This is a genomic window from Agrobacterium sp. 22-221-1 (assembly GCF_053522445.1).
The window spans coordinates 1-22,567 of record NZ_JBNWCL010000008.1 but is presented as its reverse complement, the minus strand read 5'-3'; the positions used below and the strand labels follow the sequence as shown (position 1 = coordinate 22,567).

Annotated in this window: 20 protein-coding genes; 15 read left to right on the top strand and 5 right to left on the bottom strand. The window is 59.9% G+C overall.

The genetic code is table 11. The features are described from left to right. Positions 1-290: 290 nt before the first annotated feature. The 11 genes from ACQZ5N_RS13965 to ACQZ5N_RS13915 all read left to right on the top strand — a co-directional run bounded on the left by ACQZ5N_RS13965 (position 291) and on the right by ACQZ5N_RS13915 (position 13,725). Complete coding sequence (locus ACQZ5N_RS13965) at positions 291-1,946, top strand: ABC transporter substrate-binding protein (RefSeq protein WP_448733211.1); 1,656 nt, start codon at positions 291-293, stop codon at positions 1,944-1,946. 38 nt (positions 1,947-1,984) lie between these two features. After that, positions 1,985-2,995, top strand: coding sequence for an ABC transporter permease (locus ACQZ5N_RS13960; protein ID WP_448733210.1), 1,011 nt, complete (start codon positions 1,985-1,987; stop codon positions 2,993-2,995). After that, positions 2,992-3,837 (top strand): ABC transporter permease, encoded by an 846-nt coding sequence (locus ACQZ5N_RS13955; protein ID WP_448733209.1) that lies wholly within the window; start codon positions 2,992-2,994, stop codon positions 3,835-3,837. Before ACQZ5N_RS13960 ends, ACQZ5N_RS13955 begins: the two co-directional genes overlap by 4 nt. Further along, entirely contained in the window at positions 3,816-5,534 is a 1,719-nt protein-coding gene (locus ACQZ5N_RS13950) for a dipeptide ABC transporter ATP-binding protein (RefSeq protein ID WP_448733208.1), read from the top strand. The genes ACQZ5N_RS13955 and ACQZ5N_RS13950 overlap by 22 nt, the downstream gene beginning before the upstream one ends. Then, positions 5,531-6,664 carry an LLM class flavin-dependent oxidoreductase gene (locus ACQZ5N_RS13945; RefSeq protein WP_448733207.1) on the top strand — a complete coding sequence of 378 codons (1,134 nt, stop codon included), beginning with the start codon at positions 5,531-5,533 and terminating at the stop codon, positions 6,662-6,664. The genes ACQZ5N_RS13950 and ACQZ5N_RS13945 overlap by 4 nt, the downstream gene beginning before the upstream one ends. Positions 6,665-6,772: 108 nt before the next feature. Next, complete coding sequence (locus ACQZ5N_RS13940) at positions 6,773-7,876, top strand: LLM class flavin-dependent oxidoreductase (RefSeq protein ID WP_003521836.1); 1,104 nt, start codon at positions 6,773-6,775, stop codon at positions 7,874-7,876. A gap of 113 nt (positions 7,877-7,989) precedes the next feature. Continuing rightward, positions 7,990-9,165 carry an acyl-CoA dehydrogenase family protein gene (locus ACQZ5N_RS13935; protein ID WP_448733206.1) on the top strand — a complete coding sequence of 392 codons (1,176 nt, stop codon included), beginning with the start codon at positions 7,990-7,992 and terminating at the stop codon, positions 9,163-9,165. A 157-nt stretch (positions 9,166-9,322) separates the two neighbouring features. Beyond that, entirely contained in the window at positions 9,323-10,252 is a 930-nt protein-coding gene (locus ACQZ5N_RS13930) for an MYG1 family protein (RefSeq protein WP_448733205.1), read from the top strand. A gap of 219 nt (positions 10,253-10,471) precedes the next feature. Beyond that, positions 10,472-11,020, top strand: coding sequence for a TRAP transporter small permease subunit (locus ACQZ5N_RS13925; RefSeq protein ID WP_059761233.1), 549 nt, complete (start codon positions 10,472-10,474; stop codon positions 11,018-11,020). A gap of 18 nt (positions 11,021-11,038) precedes the next feature. Then, a complete protein-coding gene (locus ACQZ5N_RS13920; RefSeq protein ID WP_183044119.1) occupies positions 11,039-12,544 on the top strand; it encodes a TRAP transporter large permease in 1,506 nt (501 codons plus the stop codon). Positions 12,545-12,612: 68 nt separating this feature from the next. Continuing rightward, positions 12,613-13,725, top strand: a complete 1,113-nt coding sequence (locus ACQZ5N_RS13915; RefSeq protein ID WP_020809088.1) for a TRAP transporter substrate-binding protein — start codon at positions 12,613-12,615, stop codon at positions 13,723-13,725. A 63-nt stretch (positions 13,726-13,788) separates the two neighbouring features. Here ACQZ5N_RS13915 and mctR read toward each other — a convergent pair whose 3' ends face one another. The 3 genes from mctR to ACQZ5N_RS13900 all read right to left on the bottom strand — a co-directional run bounded on the left by mctR (position 13,789) and on the right by ACQZ5N_RS13900 (position 17,273). After that, complete coding sequence (mctR, locus tag ACQZ5N_RS13910) at positions 13,789-14,421, bottom strand: two-component system response regulator MctR (RefSeq protein WP_196379731.1); 633 nt, start codon at positions 14,419-14,421, stop codon at positions 13,789-13,791. Continuing rightward, positions 14,418-15,815 (bottom strand): two-component system sensor histidine kinase MctS, encoded by a 1,398-nt coding sequence (gene mctS / locus ACQZ5N_RS13905; RefSeq protein WP_020809086.1) that lies wholly within the window; start codon positions 15,813-15,815, stop codon positions 14,418-14,420. The genes mctR and mctS overlap by 4 nt, the downstream gene beginning before the upstream one ends. Positions 15,816-15,989: 174 nt before the next feature. Beyond that, the gene (locus tag ACQZ5N_RS13900) at positions 15,990-17,273 is read right to left on the bottom strand and encodes a cystathionine gamma-synthase family protein (RefSeq protein WP_448733204.1); all 1,284 of its coding nucleotides are present in this window, start codon (positions 17,271-17,273) and stop codon (positions 15,990-15,992) included. A gap of 123 nt (positions 17,274-17,396) precedes the next feature. Between ACQZ5N_RS13900 and ACQZ5N_RS13895 the strand changes: the two genes are divergently transcribed. Further along, the gene (locus ACQZ5N_RS13895) at positions 17,397-17,855 is read left to right on the top strand and encodes an Lrp/AsnC family transcriptional regulator (RefSeq protein WP_003521846.1); all 459 of its coding nucleotides are present in this window, start codon (positions 17,397-17,399) and stop codon (positions 17,853-17,855) included. Between the two features lie 55 nt (positions 17,856-17,910). Here the strand turns inward: ACQZ5N_RS13895 and ACQZ5N_RS13890 are convergent, their stop codons facing one another. After that, entirely contained in the window at positions 17,911-19,599 is a 1,689-nt protein-coding gene (locus ACQZ5N_RS13890; RefSeq protein WP_448733203.1) for a dihydroxyacetone kinase family protein, read from the bottom strand. A gap of 235 nt (positions 19,600-19,834) precedes the next feature. Here ACQZ5N_RS13890 and ACQZ5N_RS13885 point away from each other — a divergent pair, with 235 nt between their 5' ends. The 3 genes from ACQZ5N_RS13885 to ACQZ5N_RS13875 all read left to right on the top strand — a co-directional run bounded on the left by ACQZ5N_RS13885 (position 19,835) and on the right by ACQZ5N_RS13875 (position 21,767). Further along, positions 19,835-20,197 carry a hypothetical protein gene (locus tag ACQZ5N_RS13885; RefSeq protein WP_448733352.1) on the top strand — a complete coding sequence of 121 codons (363 nt, stop codon included), beginning with the start codon at positions 19,835-19,837 and terminating at the stop codon, positions 20,195-20,197. Between the two features lie 170 nt (positions 20,198-20,367). Beyond that, complete coding sequence (locus ACQZ5N_RS13880) at positions 20,368-20,673, top strand: hypothetical protein (RefSeq protein WP_448733202.1); 306 nt, start codon at positions 20,368-20,370, stop codon at positions 20,671-20,673. 938 nt (positions 20,674-21,611) lie between these two features. Continuing rightward, positions 21,612-21,767: a hypothetical protein gene (locus ACQZ5N_RS13875; RefSeq protein WP_448733201.1), complete on the top strand. Its 156-nt coding sequence runs from the start codon at positions 21,612-21,614 to the stop codon at positions 21,765-21,767. A 94-nt stretch (positions 21,768-21,861) separates the two neighbouring features. On the opposite strand, the gene ACQZ5N_RS13870 is transcribed toward ACQZ5N_RS13875, so the two are convergent. Beyond that, on the bottom strand, positions 21,862-22,218 hold the full coding sequence (locus ACQZ5N_RS13870) for a winged helix-turn-helix transcriptional regulator (protein ID WP_448733200.1): 357 nt from the start codon (positions 22,216-22,218) through the stop codon (positions 21,862-21,864). Positions 22,219-22,567: the final 349 nt, after the last annotated feature.

Here is a 22,567-nt window from a genome sequence, read left to right as displayed (position 1 = left end):
CCCGGCTGCTAGTTTATTGGCAAGATAAACACGCAACGAGGGACCGCGTCATGACTGGAATATGTAGAAGCGGGCGCGCTCCTCAGCCAAGCGAACTCCCACGAGCCGCTCGCTAACCCTCGCGACGTCCAACCCGACTGCCCAATGAATTCAAGCATTCTCCCGCTCGGCTGAAAGGCCGACGCGGCAACGGTTTGACATGCCTGCTGCCAATAACGGCGGCCGCATGTGCGTCCGCAGGAGATGCCGAAATTGCAACGAAAAAACTTTGAATTTTTCAGGATCATATCATGACAAGACGTTCTTTCTCATTCTCCCTGTCGCGTCGCCGGCTGCTTTTCACGGCCTCTCTGGCAGTCTCCGCCTCGCTGTTTTTATCGACAGCGGCACCTCTGAGCGCAGTGGCGGCGGATACGCCGCACGATGGCGGTGACATCACATTTCTGATCGATTCACTGGGCGACACCTGGATCCCAAACAACAGCGCCATCTCCAGTTTCCAGGGCCACATCTGGGGGCATGTGACGGATAAGCTGCTTTATGTCGATGCGGAAGGCAAGGTCAGCCCATGGATCGCCGAACGCTGGGAGCAGAACGACACCGCAACGGAATTCACCCTTCACTTAAAGAGCGGCGTGACTTTCTCCGATGGCGAACCGCTTGATGCGAAGGCCGTCGTCGCCAATCTCGACATCTGGTATGCCGGCCGCAAAAGCGACGGGATCAATCCGATCGGCCTCTTCCCCAAGACCTACGATCACGCCGAAGCGGTCGATGCCACGACAGTCAAAGTATTCTTCAAGAAGCCAACGCTCGGTTTTATTCCAACCCTTGGTTATCACGGCTCCATCCTGATCTCTCCCAAGAGCATCGCCCAGCCTGCCGGCCAGCAGGCCGACCTCAGCAAGACCGCCGGCAGCGGACCTTACGTGGTGGAGTCCTGGAAAGAGGGCGACCATGTCACTCTGGTCAAGCGTAAGGACTATAATTGGGGGCCGGCCGCAGTCGGCCATACCGGACCCGCCTATCTCGATACCATCACCTACAAGCTGGTTTCGGAACCATCCCTCCGCGTCGCTTCCGTTCAGTCGGGTCAGGCGGACGTCGCCTACAATGCCTCGCCCCAGGAGCTGAAATCGCTGAAGGAAGAAGGCTTCACCGTCGCGACCCCGCGTTACCTCGGCTTCGTCAACGGCTGGGCGGTTAACACCAAGCTTCAACCCTATGATGACGTGAAGGTGCGCCAGGCACTGCAGGCAGGCATCAACCGTCAGGAAATCATCGACACCGTCTATACGCAGGACTGGAAGCTTGCGACGTCGTTCATCCAGAGCAACGTCCCCGGCGCTACGGATCACAGCGATCTCCTCGCCTATAACCCGGACAAGTCGGAGAAGCTTCTGGACGAAGCCGGATGGGTCAAGGGCGCGGACGGCGTTCGGGTGAAAGACGGCAAGCCGCTGGAATTGACGATCCATTCCAATCCTTATCTGGCAACCTCGAAATCCGTCGATGAGCTGATTGCCCAGCAGCTTGGCAGGCTCGGATGGAAGGTCAACATCAGGGCTTATGATGTCGTAACCTACGGCGAGAAGGTCAAATTCGGCGGCGCCGCAGTTCCCGCATATGAAGTCACGCGCAGCTTCATCGACGCCGGCACCGTCGCCAGCATCCTGACCAACGCCAACAATGGCGAGAACTGGTTTGCGCTCGATGAGCGCGATGCGACGCTCAACGATCTGCGCGACAAAATCGCCGGTGCAGGTTCCGTCGAAGACCGAAAGCCGCTTCTGGACAGCCTGCAGAAATATCTGCTGGAACAGGGATACTTCATACCGCGCACGCAAATCGTTCAGCGCATTTACGTGCAGTCGCCGAAGCTGAAGGGCGAAGTCTACAACGGTGTCGCCTACGCCAGCTATTACACAGCGTTCATTGCCGAATGAGGCCAGCACCCACCGAGTAACGTCAAGGAGGTGACGGCATGAGCAATGCCTACCTAACCTACGCCGCAAAGCGGCTCGGCCAGGCGATCGTCGTCATCCTTCTGGCCTATGTCTTCACCTTCGTGGTCGTCAGCGTCCTGCCCGGCGACCCGATCACCAGCGTTCTGCGCAACCCGCAGAACGGTTTCACCGAGCAGGAGATCGCCGAAATCATTGCTGCACAGGGGCTGGACAGGCCGATCATCGTGCAGCTCTGGCACTCCCTGTCGGCATTCCTGACGGGCGATCTCGGCATTTCCATGCGCTCCAACCGACCGGTCTCGACACTCATTGCCGAGGTGCTGCCATCGACGCTGGTTTTGGCCTCCGCCGGGCTAACGGTCGCCTTGATCCTCGCCTTCGCCGTTGCCTATGGCACGCAGGTCGTACCGAAACGATATGGGCAAGGATTGCTGCGAGCCTTCCCCTCGCTGTTCCTGTCGACACCCAATTTCGTCATCGGACTGTTTCTGATCCATCTCTTCGGTTTTCAGCTCAGGCTGTTCCGGGTCATCGAGCCCGACAGCTTCTGGGCGACGCTGTTTGCAGCGATCACCATCGGCATACCGTTTTCCGCGCAGATCGCGGAAGTCCTGATCGCCAATCTCGATCATGAAGCGGAGCAGGATTACGCGGCGGTTGCCCGCAGCCGCGGCATCGGGCCGAGAAGGCTTTTCACAACACATCTGCTCAAGCCCGCCTCGCTACCAGTGGTAACCGTTATCGCCCTGACCGTTGGCGAGCTTCTGGGCAACTCGCTGATCACGGAAACCGTGTTCGGCCGCACCGGCATCGGCAGTCTCGTACAGCGCTCCGTCAGCACGCAGGACTTGCCGGTCCTGCAGGCCATCGTCTCGCTGGGAGCCGTGGTCTTCGTCGTCGTCAACCTCATCGCCGATCTTCTCTATCCGCTGCTCGATCCGCGGGTGAAAATTATCGTTGGCCGAAAGCGGCGTCTGGCAACCGTCGACGACACGCCGCTTGGCCTTGAAACGGGGGCCAAGCCATGAGCCTTATCTCCAGCCCGGTCTCCGGTAGCAATCCGGTCGAGAAGCTCAAAGCTCTCAACATCACTGCAACGGTTGCCCTTTCCCTGCTCGTCATCGCCGTCGTCGTCGCCTGGTCGATTGCGCCGCAACTGTTCACCAGCCAGAGCCCGATCAACGGCGTTCCGGCCGACAAGCTTCTTGCGCCAAGTTTTGCGCACTGGTTCGGCACCGATCATCTGGGACGCGATCTCTATACACGGGTCGTTTATGGCACAGCATCATCCGTATCGAGCGCCCTGGTCGCTGTCGTCATCGGCGTCTTCATCGGCGGGTTGATCGGTTTGCTCGCCGGATTTTTCGGCGGCTGGGTGGATGTCGTCTTTGCGCGTTTTGTCGACGTGCTGCTGTCTATCCCGAAGTTCCTGCTCGCGGTCATCATCGTCACGGCCATAGGCTTCGAAACGATCAATGCGGCGATTGCGACGGGCATATCGGCCATCGCCTTCTTCGCCCGCGTGGCTCGCTCCGAGGTCATCAAGACCCGTCAGGCGACCTTCGTGGAGGCGTCCTTTCTGCTGGGGGGCTCGCGCCGCTACATCGTTCTCAGACACGTCCTTCCAAACGCATCCCGCTCGATGCTGCCTCTGGCCGTGCTGCAATTCGGCGAGTCCATTCTGGTGATCGCCAGCCTCGCCTTCCTCGGCTACGGCGACCCTCCGCCTTCCTCCGACTGGGGCCTGCTGATTTCAATCGGCAAGGACTATCTCAAATGGCCCTGGCTCGTTTATGCGCCCGCGTTCGTTACGATCGTGACCGTCCTCTCTGTCAACAGGATCAGCCGATGGCTTCGCAAATCGCACTGAAAACAGCGCCAATCCTTCCTGAGTTCGTGGCAGCGTCTCCACAACACGCGACGCCCCTCCTCGCGGTCGAAAATCTCGCCATTTCCTATGGGCGGCAGGAAGTCGTCCATAATGTCGATTTCGAAATCGGGCGCGGCGAAAGCCTCGCCCTCATCGGGGAATCCGGTTCTGGAAAATCGACAATCGCGAAAGCCGTGCTGCGGCTTCTTCCCAACGGTGCGAACGCCACGGGCCAGGTCGTTTTCGACAGGCAGAACATTCTGGCATTGCCGGAACGGCGTTTCAGGCCGTTTCGCGGCCGTGAAATCGGTTTCGTGCCGCAGGATCCGGGCAACTCTCTCAATCCGGTGAGAACAATCGGCTCGCAGGCGCTGGAGGCCGCAGCGCTGACGGAAGAGTCCAACCCTTCGATCCGCAAGACACTTATTCTCGAAACATTCGCCAAGGTGGGTCTCGACAATCCGCAACGGGTCTACGATTCCTATCCACATCAACTGTCCGGCGGGATGTTGCAGCGCGTGCTGATCGCGCTCGCAATATTGCCGCGCCCTGCACTGCTGGTGGCGGACGAGCCGACCTCGGCGCTGGACGTGACGATCCAGAAGCGCATCCTCGATCTTCTCTCCCGCCTTCGGGATGAGCTGAATATCAGCCTGCTTCTCATTACCCACGACCTCGCAATAGCGGCGGAGAGGGCAGACAATCTCGTCGTGCTGAAGAACGGCGTCGTACAGGAAGCAGGCAGGACGTCGGCCGTTTTTTCCTCCCCCTCCTCACCCTACGCCAAAAAGCTCCATGGCGACGTGCCCGCGCTCAACCCGGAGCGTTACGCCAGATTCCGCGATCCGGGGTTCAGCCTTCTCGAGAGCGACAAATCGCCAAAGATCGCCGTCAGCGGCGTCACCAAGCATTTCACCGTCGATGGCAAAACCCTGACGGCGGTGGACGATATTTCGTTTACGGTTCCGGCGGGCACGACCCATGCTCTCGTCGGCGAATCCGGCTCCGGCAAGACGACGACGATCCGCCTGCTGCTGGGGCTCGAAGAGCCGGAAAGCGGCACGATCACGGTTGCCGACGAGACCGTCACGAGCAAAAGCCGGGCTTCGCTCCGGTCCGTCTGGCGGCATCTTCAGCTGGTTTACCAGAACCCGTTCACGTCACTCGACCCGACATGGAAGGTGGGGCAGCTTGTGCGTGAACCACTCGACCGGTTCGAGATCGGGACGCCGAAAGAGCGTTTCGAGCGGGTACGGGAGGCTCTCGCGAATGTCGGCTTGAGCGAGCACCTCCTGGAGCGCAAACCGTCGGCCCTCTCCGGCGGGCAGCGTCAGCGCGTGGCAATCGCCCGTTCGCTGGTCCTCAAACCGGATGTGATCGTGCTGGACGAACCCACATCCGCTCTCGATGTCAGCGTTCAGGCGGATATCGTCGAGGTTCTGCTGTCGCTGCAGGCGAAGCTCGGCCTGACCTATGTTTTCGTTTCGCATGACCTCGCCCTGGTCCGGCAACTTGCGCACAGCGTTTCGGTGATGCAGCGGGGACGCATCGTCGAGCATGGAGCCGTCACCGAGATTTTCGGCAATCCGAGACACGAATATACCGCGTCGCTGCTGAACTCCATCCCGTCGGGCATTGCCGGGACGGTTCGCGTTCCCGCAGTCCGGCACGCTCTGCGCAAGGAGCAACTCGCATGAATATTGCAGCAGCTTCCCGTGACCTTCCCGGGTTGTTTCGACCGAAACAGCGGCTTGGCTTCAATACGCGGGTGTCGTTCAACGACGATGACGGTCCGGCACAGGGGTTGCGGCAGGGCATAGAATTGTTCAGGCAGGCGGAAAGGCTGGGCTATCAGTCAGGCTGGGCCTATCAGCGTCACTTCGACCATTATCTTTCTTCCCCGTTACCTTTCTTTGCGGCAGTCGGACAGCATACGCGGCACATCACACTTGGCTCCGCCGTCATCCCGATGCGTTATCAGGACCCGATCCTTTTGGCCGAGGCGGCGGGAACGACCGATCTATTGATCGACGGACGGCTCGAACTTGCCATTTCGACCGGAGCCAACGGCGCCTTCGACGCCGTTTTCGGAACCGTCGACACCGATGCCCGGACAGAGGCAAAATGGCGCCAGTCGCGCTTCCTCGCCGCCATTGCCGGCGATGTTCTGCACATCGTTACGAAGCGGGACACGGGCGCGCCTGCGGGAGCCGAGTTGCGGGTAACGCCACATAGCCCCACCCTGCGCAGCCGTATCCGCCAAGGCTCCGCCAGCCTCGATTCAGCGATACAGGCCGCCGAACTCGGGATCGGCCTGATTTCAGGAACCGTCCTTCACGATCAGGCCGAAGGCGAGACTTTCGGTCAGTATCAGGCGCGGATCATCGACGCCTATCGCACCCACTGGCTGCGCATCTGGAAAACGACGCCGCCGCCGGTCGCCGTTGCAGCTTCCGTTCTGGTCGGCACCACCCCGGAGCTGCGCGAGAAATACGCGGCCTACGATCTTGAGCGCCGCACGGCGGGAATTGCCGCCTCACGCCCGAAGGGTGCTCTGGCTCCGGCCGGCCAGCCGGTTGGCGCGATGATTTCTCCGGTCTTTCAAGGCACACCGGATGCTGTCATCGAGGCGGTGTTGAGCGACCCCGGACTGGCAGCTGCAGATGAACTCGTCCTGTTTCTGCCTCCCGCTTTCGGACTGTCCGAAAACATAAGATTGCTCACCGATCTTGCGACGACGGTCGCCCCCTCTCTTGGGTGGAAACCCGCTTCCGATCACCAAGGGCCGGAACAGGCGGCAATCCAGGGTTCTAGACCGCCAGCATAGTCAGGCAATATTTTCTACATTTTCCATAGAAATAGAAAGACCTGTCTTCCTCATATGCCATGCCGGCTTTAGCTTTCACCCGACACCCAGAAACACCAAGGAGCTCCCATGGCTGCGGAATTCATCAGCGTCAGCTTTCCCAACGCGTCCAATGATCTGAACCCCATCCCGGATGCTCCGGTCGATCCGCTCTTCCTGGAACGTTATGCGCGTGCGCTGGACGATTACGGGTTCAACTACACGCTCATCCCCTATTCCTCTTCCTCGTTCGATCCCTTCACACTGGGCGCGACGGTGCTTGCGCATACGAAGAACATCAAGATCATCGTCGCGCTCCGGCCCAACACCGTTTATCCGACGGTTGCCGCCAAATCCCTCGCCACGCTCGACCAGCTGAGCGGCGGGCGCGTCGTCGTCCACTTCATCGCGGGCGGCAGCGACGAGGAGCAGGCGCGTGAGGGAGATTTCCTCAACAAGGAAGAGCGTTACGAACGTCAGGAAGAATATATCCGCATTCTCCGCCTTGCCTGGAGTTCGACCGAACCCTTCGATTTCGACGGCAAATATTATCAGTTCAAGCAGTTTCGCAGCGCCGTGCGTCCCACCAACGGCCTGATCCCGATTTCGCTCGGCGGTTCGTCGGATGCCGCCTATCGTATCGGCGGCTCGCTATGCGACATTTTCGGCCTCTGGGGCGAACCGCTGGCTGAAACCAAGCAGCAGATCGACCGTATCTATGCCGAGGCAGCAAAAGCCGGCCGAACCGATCGCCCGCGCATCTGGGTGACCTTCCGGCCAATCGTGGCTGAAACAGACGAACTGGCCTGGGATAAGGCGCACAGGGTTCTCGACCGTCTGAACGAGAACCGCCAGAAGGGTCTTTCCCGCGCGCCGGTCAACGCAACACCACCCGCCAATATCGGCTCCCAGCGCCTGCTCGATATCGCCAAACGTGGCGACGTCCATGACCGCGCACTGTGGTATCCGACGGTCACCGCGACCAATGCAAGCGGCGCAACAACCGCTCTGGTCGGATCGCCGCGCACCATCGCCGACTCCATTCTCGACTATATCGATCTCGGCGCCGATCTGATTTCGATCCGTGGATACGACAATTATAACGATGCCGTCGACTACGGGCGATACATCCTGCCCCTCGTCCGCGAGGGCATTCGCGAACGCGAAGAGGCAAAGAAGAAGGCAGCCGCCTGATCACGGCGGTCCGGCTACGCCGTCGGACACATCCACCTCTTCTTCCAGGACAGGGATCATCCACGCCCGCAACGGATGATCCCGCCCGCCGACCTTCAGAAAGCCGTTACCGCATGTCCTACGATCCCACCGCACTTGACGCCGCCGTGCGCGCCGTTTCCGAAGCCGCACCGGATGCGGATCAGACCGGTCAGTTTCCCTGGACCGGTATTCGCGCCGTTCATCAGGCTGGACTTCTCGAGAGCACCGTGGCCACGCGTTACGGCGGCCCGGGAGGAACCTTGAGCACAGCAGCCCATATTCTGGCGGCGCTGGGACGCGGCGATCCCTCTGTGGCGCTCATCAGCGCGATGACGATCTTCACTCATCTGGGACAGGCGACGAAGGACCATTGGCCCGACGGGCTTTACAGGGACCTTCTTTCAAGGGCCAAACACCAGCCATTGCTGCTGAACGCCGCCCGTGTGGAGCCCGAACTGGGCTCGCCGGCCCGTGGCGGATTGCCGGCCACGCGTGCGCACCGGACGGCGAATGGCTGGTCGATCACGGGCCGCAAGCGCTTCGTGACAGGCGCGCACGGCCTCACGCACTTCCTCGTCTGGGCGCACACCGACGAGACTCAGGCTCGGGTCGGCACCTTCGTCGTGCCCAATGGCCTGCCCGGTATCAAGATCATAGAGAACTGGAAGAGCCTCGGAATGCGGGCGACCGGTTCGCACGACGTCGAATATACCGAGGTTGAAATCCCGGCAGAAAATGTACTTGAGCTCGTTGATCCCTCCGTTGCCCAGCAGGATAATCGCGGCCACGCGGCGATGACGCTTGCGCTGACCGCAATCTATCTGGGGGCGGCTGAGGCCGCTCAGGAAGCGTTCATTCGCTTCGCGCATGAACGCGTGCCCGCCAATCTGGGCCATGCCATTGCGCGGACAGAACGTTTTGTCACGCTTTCGGGCGAGATCGACCTTTTGGTCTCCGGCGCCCGGCAGATCATCTTTGGCGCGCTCGCAAACCATATCGGCGATGCCGAACACCTGATAAGGGCCCGGCTTCTCGCCGGCAGGCAAATCCGCGACGCCGTCCAGATAGCCGTTCGCGGCATCGGCAATCCCGGCCTCAACGCCGATCTCGGCCTCGAGCGGCATTTCCGCGATATCCAGTCGGTTCTCGTCCATGCCCCCCAGGAGGACACCTCGGTCGCCATTCTCGGACGCGCCGCCTTCGACCGCTGGAAAACGAGTGAGAATGACCGGTCGGCACCCAACCTGTCGATCCTGAAGACGGCTTGAAACGCGGTGACAAACCGCCTTTCCTTCGGATCACGACGTCCAGCATATCGTTGCTTTTAGCCTCCATGGCGAATGGCGGGTTGAGATGCCGTCCGGCAAAGGGTATCAGGTGCCACTCCCAGGCGGAGCTTCCGCAAGCAACAAGGCGCATCCTGACATGATCCCGGACTTCCTCGTCACCCATTCCGGTGGCTTCCATGCCGACGAACTGCTGTCGAGCGTCGTTCTGACCCGGCTTTTCCCGCAGGCACGCCTGATCCGCAGCAGGGCGCCCGAATGGATCGCACCCGGCGCAGACCGCATCGTCTATGACGTCGGCGGTGTTTATGACGCGGCGAAGGGTGCCTTCGATCACCACCAGCGCGGCGCACCGTTGCGGGAAGACGGTCAGCCCTATAGTTCGTTCGGACTGATCTGGAAGCATTTCGGCCGCGATTATCTTGCCGCCTTCGGCGTTCCTGAAGACCATATCGAAACCGTTCACGCCTCTTTCGATGCGAGCTTCGTGCTGCCGGTCGATCTGGTCGACAATGGCGCGCTCAGCCCCTCGACCGCGGGGGCACTCGCCGGGCTGACCCTGCCCGTCCTGCTGGAAACTCTGAAACCTGTTTTCGACGAGACAAATCCCGAAGCGGACAATCGCAGTTTCCACGCGGCGCTGGCCATCGCCCGCAGCTTCGTGGAGGCAAAGATTGCCAACAGCGCCGCGAAATTGCGAGCTGAAGCGCTCGTGAGCCAGGCTATCGTGGATGCCGGCGAGGGACATATTCTGGAACTGCCGATGGGAATGCCGTTTCGGCCCGCCATCAAGAAGGCGGGTGCCGACCATTTGCTCTTCGTCGTTCATCCACGCAACAACGACTGGTGCCTGACCGGCATCCGCCGCGCGGATGAAGGCTTTGAACTGCGGGCGGATCTGCCGGCGGCCTGGGCCGGCCTGACGGACAAAGATCTGGAAGCGGTTTGCGGCGTCGAAGGCGCGAGCTTCTGCCACAACGGCCGATTTGTCGCGGCGGCCAGAACCCGCGATGCGGCACTCGCCATGGCGGAGCTGGCGGTAAAAGAGGCGACCGCAGCCAGACAGTGACATGGTAGCCGACCATGCAACCACGCATTTGGGCCGGCAGCGGGAAGCGAAATTAAGCCCGGATGCGGGTTTTGATCTTGCCCATACCCAGTTCTCGGTACGTCTCAGGAAATTCGCCTGCGCGCGCCCTTGAGCGTCAGGCAGCCATGGTTATCCTGCGCGAATTATGGCGGTCACACACGTATTGAGGAGTACGCGGCCGCTTTCGGGGAGGATATCATGAAGTTTCTGTTGGCCGTTTCGCGCGCCATCGATGCTGCCAATGCAGCCATTGGCAAAGGCATTTCCTGGCTGCTTCTCGCGGCTATTTTCATCAGCGCCATCAATGCCGTCATGCGCAAGGCGTTTTCGATGAGCTCCAACGCCTGGCTTGAATCGCAGTGGTATTTGTTTTCCGCCGTGTTTCTGATCGCCGCCGCCTACACGCTTCTTAACAACGAGCATGTGAAGGTCGATCTGGTCTACGGAAATCTTCCGCGCAAGGGGCAGCTGTGGGTCGATATTCTCGGGACCATTTTCTTTCTCATGCCCTTCTGCCTCATCACGGTCTATCTCTCCTGGCCGGTGTTTCTTCAGAAACTTGCTTCCGGTGAGGTTTCAAACAACACGGGCGGCCTCATTCAATGGCCCGTCTGGGCGCTGATACCGATTGGCTTCAGCCTCCTCGCCATTCAGGGCGTTTCGGAACTCATCAAGCGTGTCGCGATCCTGCGCGGCGATATCCCCGATCCCGTTGCAGAGGCTGACGCCGCGGCGGCAATGCTCTGATCGAAGGAAAAAACAACAATGGCATTCATTGCGGAAAATCTCGCGCCCATCATGTTTGCGGCGCTCATCATCGTGCTTTTGCTCGGCTATCCCGTGGCCTTCGCCCTGGCCTTTGTCGGCTTTTTCTTCGGCTTCATCGGGATAGAACTCGGCCTGCTGCCAGCGACGCTGTTCCAGGCCATTCCCGATCGCATATTCGGCCAGATGTCGAACGAAACGCTGCTGGCGATACCGTTCTTCACCTTCATGGGGCTCATTCTTGAAAAGAGCGGCATGGCCGAGGATTTGCTGGACACGATCGGCCAGCTGTTTGGACCGGTCCGCGGCGGCATTGCGTTTGCCGTGATCTTCGTCGGGGCAATTCTGGCCGCCACCACCGGCGTCGTCGCCGCCTCGGTTATCTCGATGGGCCTCATCTCGCTTCCCATCATGTTGCGCTATGGTTATGACCGCAAGGTCGCCGCCGGCACAATCGCGGCATCCGGCACGCTGGCGCAGATCATCCCGCCCAGCCTCGTATTGATCGTGCTCGCTGACCAGCTCGGCCGTTCGGTGGGCGACATGTACAAGGGCGCGCTCGTTCCGGGTCTGATGCTCGTGGCGGCCTATGCGCTTTATATCATCGTGACCTCGATCATCAGTCCCACGAAAGTCCCGGCCCTGCCGCTGGAGGCGCGGACCCTGCGCGGCACCAAGCTGCTGCTCAAGGTCATCACCTCGCTGGTGCCGCCGCTCGTCTTGATATTCCTTGTGCTCGGCACGATCTTCCTCGGGATCGCCACCCCCACGGAAGGGGGCGCCATGGGTGCCGTCGGCGCGCTCGCCCTTGCTCTTGCCAACCGCAAGCTCAATTTCGGCCTGATCCAGCAGTCGCTGCACGCCACGGCAAAGCTGTCGTCCTTCGTGCTGCTCATCCTGCTCGGCGCGCGCGTCTTTTCCCTGACCTTCTATGGCGTGAACGGCCACGTCTGGGTCGAGCATCTGATGACATCGATCCCGGGCGGCGAGATCGGCTTCCTGATCGTCGCCAACCTGCTGGTCTTTTTCCTGGCCTTCTTCCTCGATTATTTCGAGCTGGCCTTCATCATCATCCCGCTGCTGGCGCCGGTCGCCGATGCGCTTGGCATCGACCTGATCTGGTTTGGCGTGATGCTGGCGGTCAACATGCAGACGTCGTTCATGCACCCGCCCTTCGGTTTCTCGCTGTTCTTCCTGCGGTCCGTCGCACCGACGCGTGCCTACAAGGATCGGATCACGGGACAGACCATCCAGCCGGTCACCTCGTCCCAGATCTATCTGGGCGCCATTCCCTATCTGTTCATCCAGCTGACCATGGTCGTCATCATCATCGCCTTCCCCGGCATCGTGATGCACTACAAGTCAGGCGCCAAGCAGGTCGATCCTTCCGCCGTCCATATCAATGTACCGATGCCCAGCATCGGCACGGACGCCGATCCCTTCGCCAATCCTTTCTCGGCACCCGGCAACAGCGCACCGAGCTTCGGAAAGCCGGCCACCCCCTGACAATCGGCCGGGCGCAAAAGCGCCCGCCGCAACAAAAATCGCTGACGTTCAATAGGAGGAGGTAATCTATGAAGGTCAACCCAGGTCGCAGACAACTCCTGTCGGGCGGCGTACTTGCAGGGGCGGCTGCGGCTGCTTCGGCACTTGCGACACCCGCCATAGCCCAGTCTTTGCCAACCGTTCGCTGGCGTCTCACGTCCGGCTTCCCGAACAATCTGGACACGATCTATGGCGGCGCCGTCGTCATGGCCAATGCATTGAAGGCGATTACGGGCGGCAAGTTCGAAATCCAGGTCTTCCAGGCCGGTGAAATCGTTCCCGGCGCCCAGGCCATCGACGCCGTAAAAGCCAATACCGTCGAGATTTCCCATACCTGCGGCTATTATTTCACCGGGAAAGATCCGACATTCGCCATCGGTTCGACCATCCCTTTCGGCCTGAACGCCCGCCAGCAGAACGCATGGCTCTACCATGGCGGCGGCAACGAGGCTTACAACGAATTCCTTTCCGACTACGGCGTCATCGGCATTCCCGGTGGAGCGACGGGCGCCCAGATGGGCGGCTGGTATCGCAAGGAGATCAAGAGCATCGAGGATATCAAGGGCCTCAAGATGCGTATTGCCGGCGTCGCGGGACAGGTGCTCGCCAAGCTTGGCGCGGTGCCGCAGCAGCTTCCGGGCGGCGACATCTATCCGGCGCTGGAACGGGGCACCATCGATGCCGCGGAATGGGTCGGTCCCTATGACGACGAAAAGCTCGGCTTCTACCAGATCGCGCCATACTACTATTATCCCGCGTTCTGGGAGGGTGGGCTGACGATCCACTTCTTCGTCAACAAGGACCAATATGCAGCACTGCCTGATGAATACAAGGCAGCGCTCGACACCGCCTGCAAGGCCGCCAACATCAACATGCAGGCGCTGTACGACGTCAAGAACAAGGATGCGATCCGCTCGCTGGTTTCCAAGGGCACGCAGCTTCGCCCGCTGCCCCGCGATGTGCTCGACGCCGCCTACAAGGCGACCTTCGAGCTTTATGACGAGTACACTCAGAAGCATCCCGCATGGGCCAAGATCTATCCGGGCTGGAAGAAGTTCCGCGACGAGAGCTTTGAATGGTTCCGCGTTGCCGAATATACCTATGACAGCTACGGCTATGCCATGCAGACGGCCGGCAAATAAGCCGACATAGACTTTACCGAGGCCCCTGGATGGCGACATTCCGGGGCCTCGGGCCTTTGGCGGCTATTCTTTGATAAGCCCGTTATCGATCGCGTAGCGGATGAGACCGGCAGTCGTCGCTATATCCAGTTTCCTCTTGATGTTCTTGCGATGGGTTTCCATCGTGCGCTCGGCGATGTCGAGGGCCAGGGCAGCGTCGCGATTGCTCTTTCCGCGCGCGATCAGCAGCAGAACTTCCTGCTCGCGTGTCGTCAGCGCCTTCAGCCTGCCGGAAGACCCTTCCATCAGCACATCGCGAACGCCAGAGGAAAAATAGGTGCCGCCGGCAGCCACGGTTTCGATTGCGGCGACTATTTCTTCGGTCGCCACGTCCTTCAGAATGTAACCGGCCGCACCATACATAACCGAGGTCGATATATATTCCCGGCTGTCATGCATCGACAGCATCAGCACCCGGGCGGAAAGCTGCTTTTCCTTGAACAGCTCCAGGGCATCGATGCCATTGATCTGCGGCATGTTGATATCCATCAGCACCACATCCGGCCGCGTGGCGACAGCCGCGTCGATACCGGCCATGGCGGACACCGCGGTTCCAACGACTGCGAGATGCTCGTAAGTCTCGAGGACGGCCCTCAACCCATCCAGAACCAGAGGATGGTTGTCTATCAACAACACACGGATCGGATAAACGGTCACTCGGCGGCCTCCTGTAAGCCGCTATTGCGATCCTTCATGGCGGTGATGGGCAGCACCGCCCGCAGAACGGTTCCCCTGGCGGAGCTTTCGACATCCAGCCTGCCCCCGAAATGCGTCATACGTTCCTGCATGTTTCTCAAACCGAGCCCCTTGCTTGCCGGCATCCCGTTTTCTGTCCGAACGGCCGGAAATCCACGGCCATTGTCGCTGACATCCATCTGAACCCGTTCGTCGCGACTGGAAAACCGGATGGCGACCTGCGTCGCGCCGGCATGGCGCTCAATATTGGTCAGCGCCTCCTGTGCGACACGGTAAAGCGCAACCCGCGCCTCCGGGACAAGCATATGCTTGAAGGCCACGGATTCAAGCGTCGCCGCAATTCCCGTGCGTTCGGAAAAACTCGAGATCAGGGATTCCAGAGCCGCCGTCAGCCCCAGATCGTCGAGGACACGCGGGCGAAGATCGTGGGAGATGCGGCGGACTTCCTTGATCGCTTCGTTCAGCGCAATGGCGCCTTTGCCGATTGCCTCGACAGCGCCGACATTATCCGGCGTGACCTTGCGCCGCGCTAGATCGATCGCAAAACGCACGCCGACGAGATTTTGGGAAATGCCGTCATGCAGTTCCCGGGCAATGCGCAGACGCTCCTCCTCCTGGGTATCGATGATCCTTTGCATCAATTCCTTGAGCCGACCATCTGCCAGCCGCTGCTGGCGCAAATTGAGCAGCATGCAGGTGGCAAACACCAGCAATACGGCGGGAACCGCAAACAGGGCGACGATCAGGAAGTTCCAGGTGATTGAATGCCGCAACTCCTCCTTCGCCGCCGCCGTCGTCGCAAAAACGTCGTCGAGGTAAACGCCGGTACCGATCATCCAGCGCCATTTGTCGAGCCCGGCCGCAAAGGAAAGCTTGTCGGCCATTTTTTTGGTGGAAGGCTTTTCCCACTTGTACTGGACCAGCCCTCCCCCCTTTTTCGCCTCGACGATCAGATCGTAGATCACCCGGTTGCCATCGGGATCATGGAGATCCAGCCAGTTGTTCCCCGGACGGAAATTCTGTCGCGGATGGACCACGTTCAGCCCGTCATAGTCATAGACGAAGAAATAGCCGTCAGTGCCGTAGTCGAGACCGGTCAGGATGCGCTTGACCTCTTCCTTCGCGGCCTCGTCATCAGGTCCTGCCCTGTCATAGACCGAGCGGATCGCCGAAAGGGCAAGATTGGTAAGGTTGAGGAGTTCAGCCTCCTTTGCAGCGAGCATGTTGCGTTCGAACGCATCGATGCTCGTGCGCGCCAGCGTCATGGACTGCCACGTAATCAGCGCTGTGATGACGATAATCGCAAGAACGAGAGGCCCGATGGCCAATGCGAGAATCTGGCTCCTGAGTTTCATGCGCCCCCCAACACATTCATCTTGCACACTTCACAACACTTAATGCCGCAAATCGGCGACGTTGGAAAGCGAGCAGCGCGGCGCGCCCGTGCGTGACCCTATCCAGGTTTGTAAGCTGCGGGCAGCTTTCAATCATTTCTGTGGCGCGTGGGGTAAGCGGCGTTCCCGTTTTCGTCAGGCCTGATCCAATGCAAGGGTCAGGTCGGCGACAAGATCGTCGGGATGTTCAATACCGATTGACAGCCGGATCGTAGAATCCAGCACACCGATGCGCTGACGGATATCGGCAGGAACTCCCGAATGCGTCATCGTTGCGGGGTGAGATGCAAGAGACTCCGTGCCGCCGAGGCTTACCGCGAGTTTGAATATGTTGAGCGCATTGAGGAATTTGAAAGAGGCCGCCTGCCCACCGACGATGTCGAACGAGAAGGTCGATCCCGCGCCGGAGCATTGAGCAGCGAATACCCTGCCAACCGCGGATGCCGGATCGCTGAACGGCAGGTAATGGATTTTCTCGACCTTGGGATGCGCATTCAGGAATTCCGCCACGACCCTGGCGTTGCTGTCCGCCCGCTCCATCCGGATCTGCAGCGTCTCAAGGGAACGTCCGAGCATCCAGCACGAATGCGGATCGAGCTGCGTGCCGATTGCTCCACGCAACGCCTTCACCTGTTTCATGACATCCTTCCGGCCGAGCGCTGCCCCGGCAATGAGGTCGGAATGCCCGCCAACATATTTCGTCAGCGAATAGAGCGAGATGTCCGCACCGTATTCGATGGGCCGCTGGAACACCGGGCCGAGAAGCGTATTATCGCAGGCGATGATCGGCCTGTGCCCCTGCCTTTCGCCGATCACGTCGGCGACCCGGCTCATCATCGAAATGTCGACAATGCTGTTTGTCGGATTGGCGGGGGTCTCGATGAGGATGACGGAGACCCTGCCTTTCGCCATCGCCTCCTCTGCGGCAGCCATCACCGAGGTCTCGCTGACACCATCGGCGAACCCCACTGCCGAGACACCGAAATTATGGAAGGTCTTGGCCAGCAGCGTCTCCGTGCCGCCATACAGGGGCTGGGAATGGAGCACGGTGTCACCGGGCCGCACAAAGGCGAAAAGCGTTGTCGAAATGGCGGACATGCCCGAGGAGAACAGCGCACAGCTCTCCGTGCGCTCATAAACGGCAAGACGATCCTCGACGATTTCGCTGTTCGGATGGTTGAAGCGCGAATAGACGAGGCCCGCGCCCCTGCCTTCCGGCGGCTCCTTGCGGCCGGAGACGTAGTCGAAGAAGTCGCGCCCGTCTTCCGCCGATTTGAAAACGAAGGTCGATGTCAGGAACACGGGAGGCTTTACGGCGCCCTCCGACAATTCCGGATCATAACCGTAGTTGAGCATCTGGGTTTCAGGATGGAGAGCGTGGTTGCCGATATGGGTTTTGGACGGATGCGGCGCGGTCATTTCCGATGATCCCTCAGCTGGCGTTGAACTACCTGCAGGTTACACGCAGTGAAACCAAAATACCTTGCATTCTGAAGCGTCGAGTTGTCTCATGAAGCAATATATTGCGGAGAATGGTCATTTATGTCGCAAAAAATTGCAGACCCGATCGACAGGCGGATACTCAAGGAATTGTCTGCCGATGCGCGGATCACGAACAACGAACTTGCCGAGCGGGTCGGACTGTCGGCATCGGCGTGCCTGCGGCGGCTTCGACGCCTGGAAGAGATGGGCGCCATCAAAGGGTACTCCGCGATCATCAATCCGGCAATCGAGGGATGGACCATGACCGCCCTTGCGTCCGTCCGCCTCAGCCGCCAGCACGATGACGAAATCCGGATGTTCGAGGCGGCCGTGCTTGACTGGGACGAGGTTCTCGAATGTCATCTGGTCACGGGCCCGAGAGACTACATGCTCAAGGTCATGTGCGGTGGGCTGGAGGATTACGAGCGTTTCATCAAGGACAAGATTGCAAAGCTGAAATGCGTCGAGACCATCGAGACCAGCTTCGTCATGAACACGATCAAGGCGCGGCGCATCTGAGCGTCGCGGCCACGGCGGCAATCCGCTTTCTCATCCGGCCCGCCGCCCATCGACGCTAATCGTTCCCGATTGCTTCAAGCCAGATGCTGACGGCGACCGCTCCCGCATCGGGATGTCCTATAGCCCGCTCGCCAAGATAGCTCGCGCGCCCGAGCCGCGGCTTCATCGACGCCGTCGCCTCGGCGCCTGCGATGCCTGCCGCCGAGGCGGATCGCCAGGCCACGTCGGCCGAAGCTCCGGCTGCGAGCTTGTCCCGGAATGTCTCTGCCGCCGGATGAAGCGAATCTATCATCGTACGGTCCCCCGGTTTCGCACCACCGAGTTCCGAGACCGCGAGAACGGCAGCCACGAACGCCTCCGCCATCTTTTGGGCCGTCGGCTTTTCGATCCCGGCAAGATGGCGCGAAGCGCGCATCAGGCCCGTGGCGTAAAAAGGGCCGGAGCTTCCGCCGATTGCCTTCCGCATCGCGTTTGCCATCGCCATCAAGCCACCGGACACATCTGCGAAGCTCTCCCCGGGCAGCGCCAATATTGCTTCGGCGCCTCGCACCATGCTTGTTCCAAGGTCACCGTCGCCCGTAACACTGTCGAGCTGCGTCAGTTTAGGCTCTGCGACGATCAGGGCTCGGGCGACCCGCTCCGCGGCGGAACGCAGTCGCTCACCGGCGGCTGTTATTCTGGTTTCCGCAGTCTCGCTCTTCTTAACGTCTGCCGAAGGCAAGACACGGTTGCGGTTCACCGCACCGCCGCGCGGCCATGCGCTGGCATCGGTTGGCGCATCCATGAGGTTGAGCATTGCGTCGTCCACATGCATGACTGACAGGGAAAAGCCGGGCATGTCGAGGGCGGAGAGGAAGGTACCGGCCCATGCCCTTTCGACCACGACGCCCTTTGCTTCCAGGCGTATGACGGCGGATCGCGCCACGACCGCAAGTTCCATTGGCGGCGTCGATCCCAGTCCGTTGACCAGAAGCGCAACCCGGTCTCCGCTCTTCAGCCTGCCATCGGCTTCGATCGTCTCGAGGACCAGCTTCACAAGCTCGTCCGCCGATGCGATGGACATCCGCCGGACGCCCTGCTCGCCATGGATGCCGAGCCCGACTTCGATTTCAGCGTCGCCAAGGGCGAAGCCCGGCCTGCCGACGGCAGGGAGCGTGCAGGACCCCAGCGATATTCCCATGGAGGACAATTTCCCAGCGGCTTCCCGGGCGATGCGGGCCACCTCTTGAAGCGGAAGTCCCTGCTCCGCGGCCGCGCCGGCGAGCTTGTGCACAAGCACTGTGCCTGCAATACCCCGGCGGCGATCGTCGGGAACTGTGTCCTTCAAGGCGACATCATCGGCAACGACCACGATCTCGACCGGAATTCCTTCAGCTCGCGCCAGCTCGGCCGCCAATCCGAAATTCAGCCGATCGCCCGTGTAGTTTTTGACGATAACCAGAGCGCCGGCGGGTCCGGCCGCAGCCCTGATGCCGGCAAGAACCGCATCGGTGCTCGGCGAGGTGAAAACATCGCCTGCCACCGCAACGGTGAGCATGCCCGCGCCCACATAACCCGCATGGGCTGGTTCATGGCCGCTGCCCCCGCCCGACAGGACCGCCACCCTGCGCTTTTCCGGGTCCAGAAGGCCAGACCGGATAACGACATTCTCATCCGCAAGCAGGACCGTCGCGGGGCTGAGGGCCACCACGCCTTCGAGCATGTCCCGCACAACGGTGGCTGGATCGTTGATGAGCTTCTTCATGCTTTACTCCTCGATGCAGTTCGTTGGCCGGCGGGGACGCGCACGTGCCCTGCTGACCGTGAACAAGCACGATCTCCCGGCCAATTTCAAGTTCCAGCTATTCGAACTCGCGACATCGATTGAAGGCGTGCGAGGGAAAAACAGGTGCATATCCGCCATTGCCTCTCGCGGCGGAGGCGCTATCATGATCGCGCTGTAGGGCGGTAAGCTTTGGGAGGAGCGATACGTGAGACGGATGTGGCCAGACGAATTTGTGTTTCTGCTGGACGGTGCAGAAGAGGTTGACCTACATATTCCATCGGCGACGCATAACGATGGTTCGCCCGGAAAAACAATATCCAGAAAGGCCTTGAAAGCCCGGATCAGCCAACAGGATTTTGAAAATATCTGGCATCTCGCGGAGGCCCGCTACCGGCTGAATGGCAGGTTCTCTGAAAAAGCGATTACGCTGATCGCCAACAACCCCCACTACCAGAAATGGCACCCCTCCGACGGCGGCAGCATCGAAGGCGTCTCCGATAGCGGTCAGAAATACACGACACGCTATGTGATCGTGCACTTTCTTCTGGACGATGTCAGCGAAGCTGTCGAAGCCTGAAATCCGGAGAGGCGGTTCTTTTGTGCAGGCGCAGCCCCGCGAGCCGTTGAGGGCCGAGTTCATTGCAGGGAGATCGAACGCTCGCCGGATAGATACAGCGTCATACAAAGTTTGAGTTGACCCTCCTGGACGGTGAGGCGACACTTGAAAGCCGAAACAGGGGGGAAACGATGGACAAGCCACAACGATGGCGCCATATGGCAAGCGCGCCGAAAAACGGAGAGCGGATTCTCATCACGATACGGTCGTCCGAACAAGGGCCGTCCCAGGTAGACCTCGCCTACTGGTCGAAGGGCGACCAGTACGGTTCAGAAGGCTGGCGTGCCTCGGATTCTTCGCCGGGGCGGATCATCGAATACGCAGAGCCAGAATTGAAGTGCTGGATGCCTATGCCCTCAGCCAATATCGATGGCCTCTCGATGCCCGCTCCCTGGGAAGGCGAGGACGCCCGGGAGCTTGATGGGTCTGGGATTTGAGGTTCCCTTCGGACGAGGCCTGGGCCATCCTCGAAATCGATCCACTTTTATAACGTCTTCTGCCAACTTACGATCGGAAATGTCCTCGAAGGTCACAATCACGATCCCGATATCCCAAAGCAGTGTTCCACGATACGGGGTCGTTCGGAAGGTGCCGTCGGCGCAGCGAACACGGCATTCTAACGGTTGAATTTCTCCCACGCCGGTTGGATTTCCCTTCCAAAGAGCGGCTCAGTGCTTGCGAGCGATCTTCTTTTCATGCGGTCTCGTAGGTCTCACCTATCCACTGCTCGATCGTCGCAAATACTTCTCCGGATATCCGAATAGCCGCGTGAAAGCGTGATTGGCAAATTGGATGTTGCGACTTGGCAAGCTCGCTCAGGACAAGGCAACCGGCATCGCGTCGAGAATGATATGTAGGTCGCGGAATGAAGTTTTCGATCCTTGCTCTGCACGCTCAAATAGCCCCTTTATTTACTCCCTCCCCTAAGGCTGAACGACGTGATTATCCGCAAGCACAATAGCGATATTGACGATGCGTTTGCGCACTGAAGTAGAACCGAATTGAGTAAAGGGCTTGGTTCAAGGCGTGGCTTTCATCCGCTCCAATGAAGCGGATGAGCTCGTTGCCTGGATTTGGGCCGTCGGTCGGTAAGGCTCCCGCCGCCGTGCTTGGCCCAAATGGCATGAACTCTTTTCCGGGCAGGTTCTGGACATTGCCCGCCCGGCAACAATGATCCACGTACCCTTGCCGCCTCTTCCCGTCCCATCAAGCGTACCGGCCCTCGAACCCGGCAAGCTCTTCACCGTGATCAACGACACACACTCGAGAACCTGGTGCGGCCCGACGGCCGTGGCAGCCATCCCGGCGCGCCGGTCTCAATCGTACGGGACTGCTTCGCCTTGCCCGCTTCGGCAGCCAGTGGGTCGAACACGCCATGCGCTCGCTCGGCTTCCACGGGCACTGGCAGATTGTGCCCGGCGCTCCGACGCTGGCCGCCTATCTCGATAGCAGGAAGGGCCTGCTGCGTACCAATCCGACGATCGTTTGCGTGACCCGCCAATACGTCACGGTCAGCCGTCGCAACATCTGACCGAAGTTCGGTTCGAGCGGCCAAGTACTGGCGATGAAGGTTGGGAGAGGTGAAGCAAGCATAAGCGGAGTCCTCCAATCGACCGAGTACGGCTTCACTTCACAGGTGTTCGCGCGCTCTTTTTCCGTCCGCGCGTTGCAGTTTTCGCCGGCAGACTCCTGCCGTACTCATTCCACCATGCCGTCAATGCCTCCATGGTTGGACCGAGGCCCCGAGCCTTCACGGTGATTGCGTATTCGACCCGGGGCGGAACCTCGGCAAAGATGGTCCGGCTGACCAGGCCGTCGTTCTCAAGCTCACGTAACTGGACAGTCAACATATGTTGGGTGATGCCTGGTATGGCCTTTCGCAGTTCGCCGAAGCGGTAGACCCGCTCATTGAGCAACCACATGATTTCCAGCTTCCATTTACCCGAAAGCATCGCGAAGGCGCGACGCATTTCATCCTGCATGCTGGGTGCTTCCGCGTCATTAGTCTGCTTTTTCATACTAACCTATAATAATTTATCCTACTTGCGAGTATCGATCTTAGACGACATTTTGTTTCTATGCATCAGGGCGCAAGGATAAAAAGCGGCCGGCAAAAAGACTTCAACCTGAACACGTTGCTCGCTACGCAGCGACAAGGAACTCAGCATGGCTACGACCTACATCTACTGGATCAGCACGGCATTGTTGTCGCTGCTCTATTTTTCCTCGGCGTGTTGGTTTCCACGCGGAACTGAGCCGGTTAGGCGCATAATTTCCATTGAGAATTGAGCCATGTGAACCTTCCCCCAACGCGGTGAGCGACGGGGGCAA

Bases quoted from the DNA above. Each gene is read 5' to 3' on its own strand.
- ACQZ5N_RS13880 (WP_448733202.1), top strand. From the start codon at position 20,368: ATGGACAAGCCACAACGATGGCGCCATATGGCAAGCGCGCCGAAAAAC.
- ACQZ5N_RS13890 (WP_448733203.1), bottom strand. From the start codon at position 19,599: ATGAAGAAGCTCATCAACGATCCAGCCACCGTTGTGCGGGACATGCTC.
- ACQZ5N_RS13935 (WP_448733206.1), top strand. From the start codon at position 7,990: ATGTCCTACGATCCCACCGCACTTGACGCCGCCGTGCGCGCCGTTTCC.
- ACQZ5N_RS13945 (WP_448733207.1), top strand. From the start codon at position 5,531: ATGAATATTGCAGCAGCTTCCCGTGACCTTCCCGGGTTGTTTCGACCG.
- ACQZ5N_RS13875 (WP_448733201.1), top strand. From the start codon at position 21,612: ATGCGCTCGCTCGGCTTCCACGGGCACTGGCAGATTGTGCCCGGCGCT.
- ACQZ5N_RS13870 (WP_448733200.1), bottom strand. From the start codon at position 22,218: ATGCAGGATGAAATGCGTCGCGCCTTCGCGATGCTTTCGGGTAAATGG.
- ACQZ5N_RS13925 (WP_059761233.1), top strand. From the start codon at position 10,472: ATGAAGTTTCTGTTGGCCGTTTCGCGCGCCATCGATGCTGCCAATGCA.
- ACQZ5N_RS13920 (WP_183044119.1), top strand. From the start codon at position 11,039: ATGGCATTCATTGCGGAAAATCTCGCGCCCATCATGTTTGCGGCGCTC.
- ACQZ5N_RS13960 (WP_448733210.1), top strand. From the start codon at position 1,985: ATGAGCAATGCCTACCTAACCTACGCCGCAAAGCGGCTCGGCCAGGCG.
- ACQZ5N_RS13885 (WP_448733352.1), top strand. From the start codon at position 19,835: ATGTGGCCAGACGAATTTGTGTTTCTGCTGGACGGTGCAGAAGAGGTT.
- ACQZ5N_RS13950 (WP_448733208.1), top strand. From the start codon at position 3,816: ATGGCTTCGCAAATCGCACTGAAAACAGCGCCAATCCTTCCTGAGTTC.
- ACQZ5N_RS13955 (WP_448733209.1), top strand. From the start codon at position 2,992: ATGAGCCTTATCTCCAGCCCGGTCTCCGGTAGCAATCCGGTCGAGAAG.
- ACQZ5N_RS13900 (WP_448733204.1), bottom strand. From the start codon at position 17,273: ATGACCGCGCCGCATCCGTCCAAAACCCATATCGGCAACCACGCTCTC.
- ACQZ5N_RS13930 (WP_448733205.1), top strand. From the start codon at position 9,323: ATGATCCCGGACTTCCTCGTCACCCATTCCGGTGGCTTCCATGCCGAC.
- mctS (WP_020809086.1), bottom strand. From the start codon at position 15,815: ATGAAACTCAGGAGCCAGATTCTCGCATTGGCCATCGGGCCTCTCGTT.
- ACQZ5N_RS13915 (WP_020809088.1), top strand. From the start codon at position 12,613: ATGAAGGTCAACCCAGGTCGCAGACAACTCCTGTCGGGCGGCGTACTT.
- ACQZ5N_RS13965 (WP_448733211.1), top strand. From the start codon at position 291: ATGACAAGACGTTCTTTCTCATTCTCCCTGTCGCGTCGCCGGCTGCTT.
- ACQZ5N_RS13895 (WP_003521846.1), top strand. From the start codon at position 17,397: ATGTCGCAAAAAATTGCAGACCCGATCGACAGGCGGATACTCAAGGAA.
- ACQZ5N_RS13940 (WP_003521836.1), top strand. From the start codon at position 6,773: ATGGCTGCGGAATTCATCAGCGTCAGCTTTCCCAACGCGTCCAATGAT.